This window comes from Pseudoalteromonas sp. NH0006-46 (assembly GCF_057547735.1).
The window spans coordinates 123,623-139,124 of the sequence record NZ_BAAJML010000009.1 but is presented as its reverse complement, the minus strand read 5'-3'; the positions used below and the strand labels follow the sequence as shown (position 1 = coordinate 139,124).

Here is a 15,502-nt window from a genome sequence, read left to right as displayed (position 1 = left end):
TTAATCAGCTTATAAAACTTCAACAGTGGAGTATCCACCACTTTGTTTACTTACATGTACTTGCGTGGCTACACGTTCGCTCATTTCACTCACATGCGATATAACCCCAACTTTGCGCCCTTGTGCTTGTAATGAATCGAGCGCGTCCATAGCAACGCTGAGTGTTTCGCTATCTAACGTACCAAACCCTTCGTCAATAAACAAAGAGTTGATTTGCACTTTATTCGACGAAAGCGACGCAAGCCCTAACGCCAGTGCCAGTGAGACTAAAAATGATTCACCACCAGAGAGTGTATTAACCGAGCGTTGTTCGTCGGCCATGTCGCGGTCAATAATGGCAATATCAAGCGATTGCGCAATGGCTGTGAGCTCGTAGCGTTTGTTAAGGGTTTTTAAATGGCTATTTGCATAATGCAGTAATATTTTTAGCGTTTGTGTTTGCGCTAAATTACGCATGGTTTTACCGGTTGCATCGCCTAATACTTTATTAAGCAAGTGCCACTGCTCTACCTGCTTTTTAAGGGCAGCTAGCTCAGTTTGTTTACCCTCAAGCGCTTTGGTATTTTGATTATGCTGCTCTATGGCGGTATTAATGGTAAGTAAACTATTTTGCTGCTCAGTTTGCTTTGTATTTAATGCCGCTAATTGCTCGCTAAGTTCAGCGTGGTTTTGTGATGGCTTGTTAGTATTTTGGTGATCTGTATGCGCACTTTGTTGCTGTTTAAGCGCTGCATTTGCATCAGTAAGTGCAGCTTTTAGCTGCTCAAACTGGGTTAAATGGGCTTTAATTTGCTCACTACTTAAAGCTAGTAAAATTGTGATCTGCTCATGCGTTGCCTCACTGTACTGGGCTTTAAAGTCGCTAAACCACTTGTTATAACGTTCCTCAAGGGTTGTAAGCTCTGTGCTTTGCTCGGCTAAGCGAAGCTCTGCGTTTTTAAGCTCAATTGCATGCTCGTCTCGTTTTTTAACTGCACTATCATAAGCTTGCTGATTCGCGTTTAACTGTGTTTGGCATTGCTCAAGCTGGGCATTTATTTTTGCTTGATAGTCGTTTGCGCTTATTTGCTCGTTATTAAATAAGGCAAGGCGCTCACTTTGTGTTGTATTTTGTAACTGCTGAGCACTGGCTAAATCATCTTTTAGTGTTTTTAGTGCACTTTCGCTTTTAGTAATTAGCGGCGTAAGTTGCTGCAATTGCTGATTAGCAGTGTCTATTTGTTTTTGACTTTGCTCGAGTTGCGCATGTGTTTGTTGATACTGCTCAACCTGCTGGTTTAAATCGCTTAAGTTAAGTGAGCCAGCTTGTAGCTGCTGCCAAAAGTTGCTGTGTTTAAATTGTGCATTAAGCGCTGTAGTTAGCTCACTAATTTGCGACGATAGCTCAGCGTGCTTTGTATTTATTTGGCTTAGTTTATTGGTTAATTCACTATTTAAATGATGCAATTGCTGCTGTGTTTGTTGCTCTGCTTTTAGTGAGTTTTGTTGTTGGTTTACTTTTTCTTGCAGGGCATTTTGCTGTTTTTGCGATTCAAAATACTGCGCTTTTTGCTCATTAAGCTGTTTATAGGTTTCTTCTAGCTGTTCTGCTGTAAGGGCATTTAAGTGAGTACGCGCAGCCTCCATGGTGGTTTTTATTTCATTTCGTTTAGCATTGAGCGCTTGAATGGTTTGGCCGTGCTGAGCGTGTTCGTTAACGAGTACGGCATGCTGGGTTTGATGCGTGTGTAACTGCGTTTGGGCACTATCGTGCTGCTTTTTGGCATTAGTATAGCTGGCTTCAAAATCGGCTATTAAGCTGTTTAATTGCGGGTTTTGGTTAGTAGCATAGGGGTGCTCAGTTGCACCGCACACTACGCAGGGCTCGTTAGGGTTAAGCTGCGCGCGCAAATGCTCTACGTTTTCGCTGGCACGAAGGCGAGCTTGGTTTAGCGCGTATTCGTTATGTTTAAGTGCTTGCTTGCACGTTGCTAAGTTTTGTAAAAGCAACTGCTGCTGTTGCTCACTTTGGCTAAGTTTAGCTGCAATGTTATTTTGCGTTTGTGTGCTTTGCTTAAGCTCTTGGGTAAATTGTGTGTAGCGTATTCGCTGTTCTTTTAAGTAATCAATATTTTTAAGCTCGCTGTCGCATTGCTCAATATTAAATTGGCGCTGTTGCTCATTCAGCTCGTTTAGGTTTTTTTGATCATGGCTTAGTTGCTGCTCTTGCTGCTCTACTTTTTTATTTTGCGATGTTAAAAGCTCGGCCTGTTTGCTTTGCTCTGCTTGTAACTGCTGGTTTTGAGTTGCAGCTGCATTAAGTTGCTCATTAGCGCTTAGATACTGATTAAAGCTATGTTGATAATAATTCCAATCATTGGCTAATGGCATAAGCTGCGTATGCTCAGCAAGCCATTGCTGATGCTGCGTGTTTAGCTTAGTTGCTTCATCAAGCGCGGTTTGGCTTTGTTTATGTTGCGCGTGTAAATCACTTAATTGCTGTTGTTCTTTGTTGCGTTGCTGAGTAAGGCTAGTAATATTTTGTGCGTGTATAGCAAGCTGGCTGTCGAGAACGCGGGCTTTTGCAATAATTGGCTCAGCAGATTGCTTTTGCTCTTGCGCTATTTTTAACTCGCTTTGCTTTGTATTAAGTGTTGCGGTTTGCTCTTCAATAAGCGCTGCATGGTTAATAATTTTTAAGTCACGTATTTGTGTATTAAGGGCGTTATTTTGCGCCGTTAAATACGCATGCCGCTTACGGTTATCTTTTATTTCAAGCGCGCTTTGTGCTTGTTTTGCTTGCTCACTTTGCTGTGCAATTGCTGCAAGTTCGTTGTTTGCATGCTGCTGATTTTTTGTGGCTTCTTCAAGAGCTTGCTCAAGGGTATTGGCTTGCTTGTACCAATTTAAATTTTGCTCTGCGCTTGTTAGCACTTTTTTAGTGTGTTCTATTTGCTGTTTTAGCTCATTAAGCGTGGTGTGCTTTAGTGCTAATTCATCTTCACTCAATAAGGTATAGCTTGCGAGGCTTGCTTGTAATAAATCAAACTCATCTTTTAGTTCTTTGTTGCGCTCAAATATACGCTTACCAATCAGGCTAAATTTATCGGTGCCCGTCAGGCACTCTAATAATTGCGCGCGTTCATCGCCTGTGGCTTTTAAAAATGCAGCAAATTCGTGCTGCGCTAGTAATACTGCACGGGAGAATTGCTCAAAGCTTAGCCCTATTTTGCTTTCTATTTGTTTTAGTGTTTGGCTTTTGTCAGCTATGAGGGTTTCATCTGGCAAGGTAACTAACGTATGCTCGGCTACTTTTAATTTACCTGTGGCTTTTTTATGGGTGCGCTGGATTGAATAACGGGCGCGGTAAAGCTCTTTGTCTTGCCCTACAAAGTCAACTTCTGCGAAGCCTTCCCATTTTCCTCGGCGCAATAAGTTACGGGCATCGTTTAATTTTATGCTGTCGCCATTAAAATCAATCAGGTTACCTTTATCGCCCTTTAGTCGTGCTGTTTTTGTGTAAAGTGATAAACAAATGGCATCTAAAAAGGTACTTTTACCCGCGCCGGTGTCGCCGGTTATAGCAAATAAACCTGCATCTTTAAGTGGGGCTTGTGTAAAGTCGATTTCGGCGTCAACTATCGACGCTAAGTTATGTATGCGTACTGCGGTTATTTTCATAGTTGCTCTTGCTCCGCTAGTTCACTTATTACTTCGTTTAAAAGGGCTTTTAGTTCATCGGGTACACTTTGCCCTGCCATGTCTTTATCGTTTGCAAAAGCTTGCTCTAATAAATTTTGTGGGTTGAGCATTTCAACCTCACCTAAATCTTCAAATACAGCGTCGCTGCCGTTGTTATCTGATTGTTCGCGTACGCGTTCGATACCGCAAAATTTTACATTTTTGCCTTCCAGTGCCTGTTCTATTTGTTCTCTGAATGTGGTGTCGGTATCACTTGATTTAAGCTTTACGCGTAAATAAGGTACTACGGTATTTTGCGATGTATCGAGGGTTTTAATTTGTTTGCACAGTTCATCTAATGGTACACACTCCCCTTTTGGTAAAATAATAACGTCGGCTGAGCGCGGAATGTAAAGGGGGTTTACAGTTGTACTAATGTTCTTTTTTTCATCGCTTATAAATTCAATAATATTAACTTGGTGAGTATAATTACGCTCTGAAAACGACATAGGAATAGGCGTGCCGCTGTAGCGAATAGCGTCATTTTTAGCAACTTGTTGCGCTTTGTGTAAATGGCCCAAAGCGACATAATTCGCTTTACTGCCAAATACATTGGCCGAAATAGACTCTTCACCACCTATCACTAAGTTACGCTCTGAATCACTTGATATGTCGCCTCCTTTAGCGTGTAAGTGGCCCATAACTATGAGTGGTGCGTTTTGCTTGTTAATTTTATAAGCATGATTTAAGGCAAGTTCGTATGCTTTTGCAACGCCTTGTGCGTAGCTAGGGCCGTTTTCTGTTTGGCTTAGTGAACTTATATCGCTTGAGCGTAAAAAAGGCATAGCGGCGATTACAGCGCGTTTATTATTAGTATTTATTTCTAAAATAATATCGCTAGGCGCTGATACATCAAAACGACCTACTACGTGAGTATCAAACTGAGCAAGTAAAGGTTGAGCCGCCAATATACGGTTAGCAGAGTCATGGTTGCCCGCAATAATAACAACATGTAAATGTGGGCACTGTTTTTTGGCGTCTTTTATAAACTGATAAAGTTGGTTTTCGGCGCTAGCGCTTGGTGTTGCCGTATGATAAATGTCGCCTGCAACTAATAATAAATCTATTTGCTGCTCAACAAGTGTAGCAAGTAACCAGGTAAAAAATGCTTGATGCTCTTCACGGCGGTCGTGTTCGTAAAATTGTTGGCCAAGGTGCCAATCTGAAGTGTGGAGGACTTTCATGTCGCGCTCTTAAAAACCAGTAAGAGCGCCAATATACCCAAGGCAGTTAAAGATGCAAGCCTCTGTAGTACTAAACTGTTAGCTTAAGCTGTACCAAATGCCAAAAATCATCGGCAAAGCAATTAATGCAAGTAGCAGAGGTTTTTTTAACGTTTTTGTTTGCTTTGTTTGTAGCCTTTTAAGCGCATTCGTTTCATTACAAGCGGCTACTTTGTCAATGTAAAAATAACCTGAATCAAGATACTGCTTACAGCTGTTTTCGTTGGCTGGGATTGCAATTAGTTCTTGTTGTTTTTTTAGGATATAAAAATCCATAAGCCCACCGCATTTCTTACTAGTAATCGATACTGTATTTGAGGATAAATATTAGTAATTTATTTGCCTCAAATAAAAAGGTGGGCGATTTTAAATACAAATGGCTACAAAGATCAACCAAAAACTACCGTATTTTTAATTTATCGTACAAATAATTAAAATTAGTGAAATCACCGCAATATTTGCGCCAATTATTAGCCGTTTTTTACTGTGTTTTTGTTCAGTGTTAAGGCGTTTTAGTGCATCTTCTTTATTGCAGGCAGACACAACATTAACATACGAATAATGATTGTTTTTGTAGTGCTGTAGTAGCTCTTTATTGGCAGGGATCGCTTCTAACTGTTGGGCCTTTTTCACAATGTAAAATTTCATATGGAGGACCTAAAAAACGTCACTTAATTTTACTGTAATTTAGGGCGTGTTGACCTTTGCGGAGTGAAATTTGTTCAATCTAGGGGTGATTAAATCGCGGCGCGAGGTTTGTAACCTAGTGGGCTAAGTAAAAACCGAGTAACAAAGAGTTTATCGCCCCTAGGCAGAACCCGAAGGGCAGCGCCTGTTTGGCATTTATGCTGCGTTATCGCCTATTTATGGGGAATAACCACACTACATAGACTCTGCCTTGCCTAAAAGCCAAACATGCTGCTGCAAATTCAACCATCAAAGATCAACACGCCCTAATTTGATGAACTTGACCTGAAGCTATTAGTGCGGTTAATACCTTTGCTTTTTAATACCCTATTCGGCTTGTAAATTGTAAACCCCCTTTACACTTTCTTATGAACTGAAATAGGTAACATATTATTCTTATTTTATTGTTTTAATTATCAGTGAATACCACCCTAAAAATAGGGTGTTTGGTCGCTATTTAATTGAAGAAAACGACTATATTTGACACAGTATGATCACAAAATTAATTTAGGACTAACAATGAAAAAAATAAGTCTTACGCTAAGTGCGCTTTTATTGCCAGTGGTAATGTCGGGCGGTGCTTTTGCGTCTTCAGTTGAACAAACAAAAGGGTCGTTCGTTGATAAGTTTCGTCAATTAGACGAGGCATTACCTACACCAAATGTGTATCGTAGCGCAGCGGGTGAGCCGGGTGAAAATTACTGGCAACAAAAAGTAAATTACGATATTGACGTGAAATTAGATGAAAAAAAACGTCGTTTGAGTGCAAGCCAAAGTATTGAGTATAAAAATAACTCGCCGCATACATTAAAATATTTATGGTTACAGTTAGATCAAAATATTTTTAAAAGCGATTCAATTGCTGAAACTACAAAAACATTTAAAAGCACACTTGAAAGCTTACCAGCGCAAAAGCCAGCAAAACTTAGCTTAGGGCAGTTGCGTCGTCAGCAGTTTATGAGCGATAACGAGCTTGGCTTTGCAATTAGCAATGTTAAAGACGAAGACGGCAAAGCACTACGTGTAACAATTGTAGATACATTAATGCGTATCGACTTAAATGAGCCGCTAAAGCCAGGTAAAGAAGTTGAGTTCAGCATGGACTTTGCGTTCAATATTGTTGAAGAAGATGCTGTAGGCGCGCGTTCAGGTTATGAGCACTTTGAAAAAGACGGCAACGATATATTTTTACTTGCACAGTGGTTTCCGCGTTTAGCAGCGTACACAGATTACGAAGCTTGGACAAACAAAGCCTTTTTAGGGTCGGGTGAATTTACCCTTGAGTTTGGCGACTACGATGTAGAAATTACAGTACCCGCTGATCACATTGTTTCGGCAACAGGTAAGTTAGATAACCCAAGTAAGGTACTTACAAGCACACAGCGTAAACGTTTAAAGCAATCGGAAACGGCTAAGCGCCCAGTGTTTATAGTGACCGAAGAAGAGGCACTCGAAAACGAAAAAGAAGGCACAGATAAAACTAAAACGTGGCGCTTCAAAGCCGAAAATGTTCGTGATTTTGCGTGGGCGTCTTCACGTAAATTTATGTGGGATGCAAAAGGGTATCAGCAAGGTGGCGATGTTCAGCCACTTGTAATGGCAATGTCGTTTTTCCCTAAAGAGGGTGGCGACTTATGGAAAAAATACTCTACAGAATCAGTAGTACACACAATGGAAGTGTATTCAAAGTATTCGTTTGATTACCCATACCCAACTGCACAATCGGTAAATGGTCCGGTAGGTGGTATGGAATACCCAATGATCACTTTCAACGGTCCGCGTACTAAGTTACAAGATGACGGTACACGCACTTATTCTCAATCAGAGAAACGTTTTTTAATTGGCGTTGTTATTCATGAAGTGGGTCATATCTACTTCCCAATGATTGTTAACTCTGATGAACGTCAATGGACGTGGATGGATGAAGGCCTAAATAGCTTTTTAGATGGCGTTGCTGGGCGCGAGTGGGACCCTACTATTCCGTGGGGTGTTGAGCCTCGTGATATTGTGTCGTACATGAAATCTGAAGTTCAAGTGCCGATTATGACGCAATCAGATAGCGTACTTCGCTTAGGTCCTAATGCGTATACTAAACCTGCTGCCGCGCTTAACATTCTACGTGAAGTGATTTTAGGTCGTGATTTATTCGACTTTGCGTTTAAAGAGTATGCTCAACGCTGGAAGTATAAGCGCCCTACTCCTGCTGATTTTTTCCGTACTATGGAAGAAGCTTCAGGTGTTGATTTAGATTGGTTTTGGCGTGGTTGGTTTTACACCACAGACCATGTAGATATTTCGCTGGATAAAGTGTATCAACTTCGTTTAGATACTAAAAATCCAGATATTGACTACAGTCGCCTACGTGATATTGAAGCCGATAAGCCAACATCGTTATTTGTTGAGCGTAACCGCGCTAAAGGTAAAAAAACATGGGTTGAGCAGAACCCTGATATTACCGATTTTTACGACGAAAATGACCGTTTTACGGTAACGAATAAAGAGCGTAATGCTTACAACAAGTTTTTAAAAGGGCTTGAGCCGTGGGAGCGTAAAACGCTAGACCGCGCATTAAGTGACGATCAAAACTATTACGTAATGGAATTTTCAAACCTAGGTGGTTTGGTAATGCCTATTTTACTTGAGCTCACGTACGAAGATGGTAGCAAAGAAGAGCGCTATATACCTGCTGAAATTTGGCGTCGTAATCATAAAAACGTGCAAAAGCTTATTGTTACAGATAAAGATAAACCGCTTGTATCAGTAAGCGTTGATCCGCGATGGGAAACAGCAGATGTCGATATAGAAAACAATAACTACCCGCGTCGTATTATCCCTTCACGTATTGAAGTGTTTAAAAAGAGTAAGAGCAAAGCTAAAGTGAGTCGCGATATCATGCAAGATATTAAAACAGAGCTTAAGAGCGATGAGAAAAAAGACGAAAAAGATGACGTTGAGGAACAGCAATAATGCGTTTTTTGCTTATTGTTGTTTGCCTTTTAGTTGCTGCGCCAAGTTTGGCGCATCAATTAAAGTCATCTGTTACAACCGTACTTTTTAACAAAAGAACCCACAACGTTGAGCTTATGCATCGATTTTACTTGCACGATACAGAGCATGCGGTTGGTAGTTTGTTTAAAGGCAAAATAGACATAATTAGCAATAAAACTGATCAACAACGCTTTGCCAAATATGTTGAGTCACATGTGGCTTTGCAAACATTAAATGGTGACGCTGTGCCCCTAAGCTTTGTTGGCGCGCAGGTTGACGGTAAGTTTTTTTGGGTTTACCAAGAGGCGCCTATCCCAGAGGGAATTGAAGGGATAAAAATGAGTAACGGTGCGCTGCGCGATTTGTGGCCATCGCAAGTAAATATGGTCAATGTTGAAGGCAAAGGTAGGGTTAAAACCCTCAACTTTGCTCAAGACGATACCTGGCTTGAAGCTCGCTTTGAGACTAACTAACTCATCATTAATACACAATGCGCACTTTGTTTAAGTGCGCATTTTAATGCGCTGTTTAAGCTGTGTTCATAATTGATCGGTAAAATATTGAGATACGTAAAAATCTAGGTTGTTTATATTTACCTTGTTTTGCGCAACATACAACTAGCTGCTAAGCTTCTTTTCATTGGTAGTTGCTTTGAAGTTAATGTACACCTCGCACTATTAATTTAAATATAATTAGTATTAACTGTTCCCATTTAAGGGTGTAAGTTCAGAGAATTTTATGTTTGAAAAAAGCTTAACTAATTATTTTCACAAACAAGGATTGGTATGGCGACTCAGGTAGAGGCTATCCATGGTGTTATTTTTGATCTAGATGGTACATTAGTATCGTCAGAGCTCGACTTTTCACTTATTAAAGCCCAAATTGGCTGTCCCGATAACGAAGATTTACTCGACTTTATAGCGGAACTTCCTTCTCCTTACATGCGCGAAGAGGCAATGAACATTGTTCATCAGCATGAATTACTAGACGCCCAACATGCCACGTTACTACCTGGCGTAAGTGAAGCCATTGCACTTTTACATGAACGAAATATTCCGATGGCAATCGTGACGCGCAATTTTGACAAAGCCGCTGCACTTAAATTAAAAAATAACCCCCTTCCTATCAGTACAGTGCTTACACGAAGTGATGCACCCGCTAAACCTGATCCGAGTGCATTAAATGCCATTGCTACGCTTTGGAGCATAAGTGCTGATAACCTGCTGTATGTGGGCGATTATTTGTACGACATTCAGGCAGCACACAATGCTAAAATGCGTGCATGTTTATACGCTCCAGATGAAACGCCGTCTTATGCAGATCAAGCCGATTACGTTTTGCATGATTTTTACGACTTAGTTGCTTTAGTTGAAAGCTACGCTAAAAAAGTAGAGTTATGTTAAATTAGCCGCTGATTAATTTCAGTTGTATACATTACCTATAAAATGCACGTAAGGTTTACTAGCCCAACTCGCTTTGAATTGTTAAAATATTAAAAAGTAATGTATTTATTAGAGGCACATAATGGGCAGAGCATTTGTAGTTCGTCAAAGTTCTATGATCAAAACAGCCAATGCAAAAACAAAAGTAAATTCAAAGTACGGTAAAGAAATTTACGTTGCGGCTAAAAATGGTGAACCCGATCCTGAAGTAAACCAAACTTTGCGTCGTCTAATCGAAAAAGCTAAAAAAGATCAAGTTCCTGCACATGTTATCGACAAAGCAATAGAAAAAGCAGCCGGTGGAGCAGGAGAGGACTATGCTGTTGCTCGATACGAAGGTTATGGCCCTGGCAACTGTATGGTAATTGTTGATTGCTTAACCGATAACCCAAACAGAACAATTAAAGATGTGCGTTTGCCGTTTACTAAAACTGACTCAAAAATAGGTACACCTGGTTGTGTAGCGCACATGTTTGATCATTACGCGGTATTGGGTTTTGCAGGCGATGACGATGAAGTTGTATTAGAAGCGCTAATGATGGCAGACGTTGACGTTGCTGATGTAGAGGCTGAAGATGGAAAAATTTCGGTTTTTGCACCGCCTACAGAATACTTTAAGGCTAAAACAGCGCTTGAAGACGCATTTGAAGGTATTAACTTTGAGGTAGACGAAATTACTTTTATCCCTCAAGTTAACATTGATATTGAGGACGAAGAGGTTATTGCTAACTTCGATAAATTTATAAACATGCTTGAAGACTGTGATGATGTACAAAATGTTTATCACAATGCAATTATAAAAAAATAACCTAACTTCGTTTATTTATAGCAAATAAAATTAAAAAGCGTGTTTTGTGTATACAAAACACGCTTTTTTGTATTTACAGAAATGTTAGGTATTCATAGAGGTTATTGATTTATGTGTTTCTATTTTAAAATGTGCACTTTTTATTGTATTTATACACATTGATATGAATACCGGTGTGCTTATTATTTAATTTAAATAATAAAAAACCAGCCCTGAGGCTGGTTTTGACACGAAATAAACAATTAAGATACAGCGTTAAACATTTGGAGTGTATTAACTTTGCTGTAACTTATACTGTATACGGTAGCTATGTAATAACGGTTCAGTATAGCCACTAGGTTGTGTTGTTCCTTCAAGTACTAAGGCGAGGGCAGCTTGAAACGCAATACTATTGTTTAGTGTTTCAGGGCTGCTGGCCATTGGGGTATAGGCTTTATCGTGTTCGTTTTGGCCGTCTACTACCTTAGCCATTTTTGCCATTGTGGATGTAATTTGTTCTTGTGTACATATACCATGCAATAACCAGTTAGCCATATGTTGGCTTGAAATTCTAAGTGTTGCTCTGTCTTCCATTAGTCCGACATGGTTAATATCTGGCACTTTAGAGCAGCCTACACCTTGGTCTATCCATCTTACGACGTAACCTAAAATACCTTGCGCATTGTTTTCCAGCTCACTTTGTATATCTTCTTTTGAAAGTGACGATGGGTCTTGCATCAGTGGTGGAGTAAGCAGGTCGTCAAGGCTCGCTATGGCACGCTGAGCGATTGCGTCTTGCTCGCTAAAAACATTTATATCATGGTAATGCATAGCATGCAGCGTTGCAGCAGTAGGCGAGGGCACCCATGCTGTATTAGCACCCGATTTAGGGTGTGCTAACTTTTGCTCCATCATTAGCGCCATTTTATCAGGCATAGGCCACATACCTTTGCCTATTTGAGCTTTTTGGCTTAATCCACAGGCAAGGCCAATATCGACGTTGCGATCTTCGTAAGCACAGATCCACGGCTGTTGTTTTATTTCGGCTTTAGGGAGCGCAACACCCGCTTGCATTGATGTGTGAATTTCGTCGCCTGTACGGTCTAAAAAGCCAGTGTTAATAAATACAACACGTTGTTTTGCTTCATTTATGCATGCTTTTAAGTTTACAGATGTACGACGTTCTTCATCCATAATACCCATTTTTAAGGTGTTTTTTGGTAAGTTTAATGCCTCTTCTACATGGGTAAAGAGTGTACTTGTAAACGCAACTTCTTCTGGGCCATGCATCTTAGGTTTTACAATATTAATGCTCTGTGCACTGCTATTTTTTACACCAGACGTTTTATTTAAGTCATGTAGGGCAGCTGTGGCAGTAAACATTGCATCCATTATGCCTTCAAAAACCGGCTCTCCGTAAACGTCAGTAATAGCTGGGTTTGTCATTAAATGGCCAACGTTTCTGACAAACATCATACTACGGCCCTTAAGTGTTATAGCGGTGCCATCAATAGAGGTATATGTTCTGTCGCTCTGCAGCGTACGCTCTACGACTTTATCGCCTTTTTTAAACGATTCAACCAGATTACCTTGCATTAAACCAAGCCAGTTTTTATAAACCTGTACTTTGTCTTGTGCATCGACAGCGGCTACAGAGTCTTCACAATCCATAATAGTGGTTAGAGCCGCTTCAAGTACCACATCTTTTAAACCCGCTTTATCAGCTTGGCCAATAATATGATGATGATCTATCTGTAATTCTATATGTAAACCGTTGTTCTTAAGTAATACAACGCTTGGATTTTGTGCTTCTCCCTGGTAGCCAATTAACTGAGATGGATCAGCTAACGTGGTTTGAGAGCTGTCACGTAGCGTAATAACCAGTGCGCCGTTTACAACAGAATAGTTAGTGCTTTCTATATGCGAGCCGTTTTCAAGCGGGAGTGCTTTGTCTAAAAACTGGCGTGCGTATGCCATTACTTTAAAGCCACGAACAGGGTTATAGGTAGTGCCTTTTTCGGCTCCGTCATCTTCACTTAATACGTCAGTCCCATACAAGGCGTCGTATAAAGAGCCCCAGCGTGCGTTAGCCGCATTGAGTGCAAAGCGTGCGTTACTTACTGGAACAACTAACTGTGGGCCTGCTGTAACAGCTATTTCGGGTTCAACCTGTTGTGTTTCAATTTTAAAATTAGCAGGCTCTGGTACAAGGTAGCCAATGTCACTTAAAAAGCGTTGGTATTGCTCGCTATTCCACGTTTTATTTTCATTGTGGTATTGATCAATTTGTTGCTGCAGTTGTTCTCGTTTGGCCAGTAATGCTTTGTTTATTGGCGTAAGTGTTTGAACAATTTTTGCAAAACTTTGCCAAAATTGGTGTTCTGATAAGTGTGTACCAGGTAGTAGTTGAGTTTTAACAAAGTCAGCAAGCTCTAAATCTACGCTGAGTCCTGAATGTGTGAGAGTGTGGGTCATAATTGCCTTCCTTAAACGGTCGCCATAGTATTTGTGCGTTTGAGCAACAATAACGTAAAAAAGTCATGTTGAGTGTGTTTTTGATATTCACAAAAAATATAGTCGTAATAAAAACTATAAATTTACTAAATCTGAAAAATAAGCCTAATGTTGAACTAAGCGCTACGGAGCACTAGCAACGTTGCCACTCTCACAACATAAATTATTTATATACCCGTTCGAAGGACTTTATTATGACAACATATCAACGCGAAACCGATACACTTTCTACTTTATGCCAATCTCAAGGTAGTGCATGGCAGGCAATTAACCCAGAGTATGCAACTCGCATGCGTTTACAAAATCGTTTTCGCACTGGGATTGAAATTGCTCAATACACAGCAGACGTAATGCGTGAAGATATGGCCGCTTACGATAAAGATACAAGCCAGTACACACAGTCTTTAGGGTGTTGGCATGGATTTACTGCCCAGCAAATGATGATGGCTATTAAACGCCACCAAAAAACAACTAAACGTAGTTATGTTTACTTAAGTGGTTGGATGGTTGCTGCACTTCGCTCTGCGTTTGGTCCGTTACCAGACCAAAGTATGCACGAAAAAACATCTGTACCAGCGCTTATTGAAGAAATTTACACATTTTTAAAGCAGGCCGATGCCCGTGAGCTTGACCACTTATTTAATGATCTAGACGAGGCAAAAGCGAATGGCGGCGACGTTCAAGCTGTGCTTGATAAAATCGACAACTTTGAAACGCACGTGGTTCCAATTATTGCTGATATTGATGCCGGTTTTGGTAACGAAGAAGCAACCTACTTACTTGCTAAAAAAATGATTGAAGCCGGTGCATGTGCTATTCAAATCGAAAACCAAGTATCTGATGCTAAACAATGTGGTCACCAAGCGGGTAAAGTAACCGTACCTCACGAAGACTTTTTAGCAAAAATTAATGCGGTTCGCTATGCATTTTTAGAGCTAGGTATCGATAACGGTATTATTGTTGCTCGTACTGACTCATTAGGTGCTAGCTTGACTCAAAAAGTACCGGTATCACAAACTCCAGGTGATTTAGCAAGCCAGTATAATGCCTTCTTAGAGACGACACCTATTAATGGCGTAGAGGACTTGAACGAGGGTGATACGGCGATGAAAATTAACGGTGAGCTTTGTAAGCCAACTCGCCTTGAAAATGGTCTGTACCAGTTCCGTGAAGGAACGGAGAAAGACCGCGTAGTACTTGATTGTGTTACTAGCCTTCAATCGGGCGCAGATTTATTGTGGATTGAAACTGAAAAGCCGCACGTAAAACAAATTGCTGAACTTGTAAACCGCGTTAAAGAGCAAGTACCAAACGCTAAACTAGTTTACAACAACTCACCTTCATTTAACTGGACGCTTAAGTTCCGTGAGCAAGTTTATCAAGAGTGGGCCGAAGAAGGCCGCGACCTTAGCGCATACCCAAGCTTAGGCGACAACAAAGCATTGATGGCGCCAGAAATGGATGCAACAGAGCTTGCCGCTGCTGCTGACGTACTTGTACAGAACTTCCAACGTGATGGTGCACGTGAAGCAGGTATTTTCCACCACTTAATTACGCTGCCTACTTACCACACAGCAGCACTTAGCACAGATATTTTGTCAGAGGGCTACTTTGGTGACCTAGGCATGCTTGCTTATGTGCGTGATGTTCAACGTCAAGAAATTCGTCGTGAACAGGCTTCTGTTAAACACCAAGACCTAGCAGGTTCAAACATTGGTGATACACATAAAGAGTACTTCTCTGGTGATAACGCATTAAAAGCCGGTGGTGAAGATAACACCATGAACCAGTTCTAAAATTTCTAGATAGTGTTACTCAAGGGCCGTAAGGCCCTTTTTTTATGCGCAATAAAGTCTTTCTTAATAACAAGGTCTTTAGCCATATTTAAAGCGATTTTTTATGAGGAATAAGGCTTACATCAGGTTACTTAGGTATTGTAGATCATAGTTTTACTAACAACAGATACACAGATCACGATTTAACTAGCTAACCGTATTTGTAGATCAGAGTTTAACTAACCGCTTAATTAAAGTGTTTTGTAAGTATTATTTTGCTGTAAAGGGGCTTAAAAGAGCAATGAAAGTATTGAAATGCGTTAATTTTTGCTGTTTTTAGCGCTTAAACTTAATTTATAAACCGAT

General features: G+C 40.5%; 10 protein-coding genes. 5 read left to right on the top strand and 5 right to left on the bottom strand.

Annotated elements, in window-relative coordinates; translation table 11 throughout:
- Positions 1-9: 9 nt before the first annotated feature.
- The 4 genes from AC27I2_RS16115 to AC27I2_RS16100 all read right to left on the bottom strand — a co-directional run bounded on the left by AC27I2_RS16115 (position 10) and on the right by AC27I2_RS16100 (position 5,591).
- Positions 10-3,660 (bottom strand): AAA family ATPase, encoded by a 3,651-nt coding sequence (locus AC27I2_RS16115; RefSeq protein ID WP_219422590.1) that lies wholly within the window; start codon positions 3,658-3,660, stop codon positions 10-12.
- Entirely contained in the window at positions 3,657-4,904 is a 1,248-nt protein-coding gene (locus AC27I2_RS16110; RefSeq protein WP_487204859.1) for an exonuclease SbcCD subunit D C-terminal domain-containing protein, read from the bottom strand. Before AC27I2_RS16110 ends, AC27I2_RS16115 begins: the two co-directional genes overlap by 4 nt.
- A gap of 78 nt (positions 4,905-4,982) precedes the next feature.
- Complete coding sequence (locus AC27I2_RS16105) at positions 4,983-5,219, bottom strand: hypothetical protein (RefSeq protein WP_058405412.1); 237 nt, start codon at positions 5,217-5,219, stop codon at positions 4,983-4,985.
- 135 nt (positions 5,220-5,354) lie between these two features.
- Positions 5,355-5,591: a hypothetical protein gene (locus AC27I2_RS16100; protein WP_487204858.1), complete on the bottom strand. Its 237-nt coding sequence runs from the start codon at positions 5,589-5,591 to the stop codon at positions 5,355-5,357.
- 558 nt (positions 5,592-6,149) lie between these two features.
- On the opposite strand from AC27I2_RS16100, the gene AC27I2_RS16095 reads away from it, so the two are divergent.
- The 4 genes from AC27I2_RS16095 to AC27I2_RS16080 all read left to right on the top strand — a co-directional run bounded on the left by AC27I2_RS16095 (position 6,150) and on the right by AC27I2_RS16080 (position 10,868).
- Positions 6,150-8,597 (top strand): M1 family metallopeptidase, encoded by a 2,448-nt coding sequence (locus AC27I2_RS16095; protein WP_487204857.1) that lies wholly within the window; start codon positions 6,150-6,152, stop codon positions 8,595-8,597.
- A complete protein-coding gene (locus tag AC27I2_RS16090; RefSeq protein WP_487204856.1) occupies positions 8,597-9,091 on the top strand; it encodes a DUF6702 family protein in 495 nt (164 codons plus the stop codon). Before AC27I2_RS16095 ends, AC27I2_RS16090 begins: the two co-directional genes overlap by 1 nt.
- Before the next feature lie 312 nt (positions 9,092-9,403).
- A complete protein-coding gene (locus AC27I2_RS16085) occupies positions 9,404-10,021 on the top strand; it encodes an HAD family hydrolase (RefSeq protein ID WP_487204855.1) in 618 nt (205 codons plus the stop codon).
- Between the two features lie 121 nt (positions 10,022-10,142).
- A complete protein-coding gene (locus AC27I2_RS16080; RefSeq protein ID WP_058405417.1) occupies positions 10,143-10,868 on the top strand; it encodes a YebC/PmpR family DNA-binding transcriptional regulator in 726 nt (241 codons plus the stop codon).
- 273 nt (positions 10,869-11,141) lie between these two features.
- Here AC27I2_RS16080 and AC27I2_RS16075 read toward each other — a convergent pair whose 3' ends face one another.
- Positions 11,142-13,322, bottom strand: coding sequence for a malate synthase G (locus AC27I2_RS16075; protein WP_138528392.1), 2,181 nt, complete (start codon positions 13,320-13,322; stop codon positions 11,142-11,144).
- A gap of 233 nt (positions 13,323-13,555) precedes the next feature.
- Here AC27I2_RS16075 and AC27I2_RS16070 point away from each other — a divergent pair, with 233 nt between their 5' ends.
- Positions 13,556-15,157, top strand: a complete 1,602-nt coding sequence (locus AC27I2_RS16070; protein ID WP_138528394.1) for an isocitrate lyase — start codon at positions 13,556-13,558, stop codon at positions 15,155-15,157.
- The last annotated feature ends 345 nt before the right edge of the window (positions 15,158-15,502 follow it).

Bases quoted from the DNA above. Each gene is read 5' to 3' on its own strand.
- AC27I2_RS16100 (WP_487204858.1), bottom strand. From the start codon at position 5,591: ATGAAATTTTACATTGTGAAAAAGGCCCAACAGTTAGAAGCGATCCCT.
- AC27I2_RS16115 (WP_219422590.1), bottom strand. From the start codon at position 3,660: ATGAAAATAACCGCAGTACGCATACATAACTTAGCGTCGATAGTTGAC.
- AC27I2_RS16110 (WP_487204859.1), bottom strand. From the start codon at position 4,904: ATGAAAGTCCTCCACACTTCAGATTGGCACCTTGGCCAACAATTTTAC.
- AC27I2_RS16085 (WP_487204855.1), top strand. From the start codon at position 9,404: ATGGCGACTCAGGTAGAGGCTATCCATGGTGTTATTTTTGATCTAGAT.
- AC27I2_RS16075 (WP_138528392.1), bottom strand. From the start codon at position 13,322: ATGACCCACACTCTCACACATTCAGGACTCAGCGTAGATTTAGAGCTT.
- AC27I2_RS16070 (WP_138528394.1), top strand. From the start codon at position 13,556: ATGACAACATATCAACGCGAAACCGATACACTTTCTACTTTATGCCAA.
- AC27I2_RS16105 (WP_058405412.1), bottom strand. From the start codon at position 5,219: ATGGATTTTTATATCCTAAAAAAACAACAAGAACTAATTGCAATCCCA.
- AC27I2_RS16095 (WP_487204857.1), top strand. From the start codon at position 6,150: ATGAAAAAAATAAGTCTTACGCTAAGTGCGCTTTTATTGCCAGTGGTA.
- AC27I2_RS16080 (WP_058405417.1), top strand. From the start codon at position 10,143: ATGGGCAGAGCATTTGTAGTTCGTCAAAGTTCTATGATCAAAACAGCC.
- AC27I2_RS16090 (WP_487204856.1), top strand. From the start codon at position 8,597: ATGCGTTTTTTGCTTATTGTTGTTTGCCTTTTAGTTGCTGCGCCAAGT.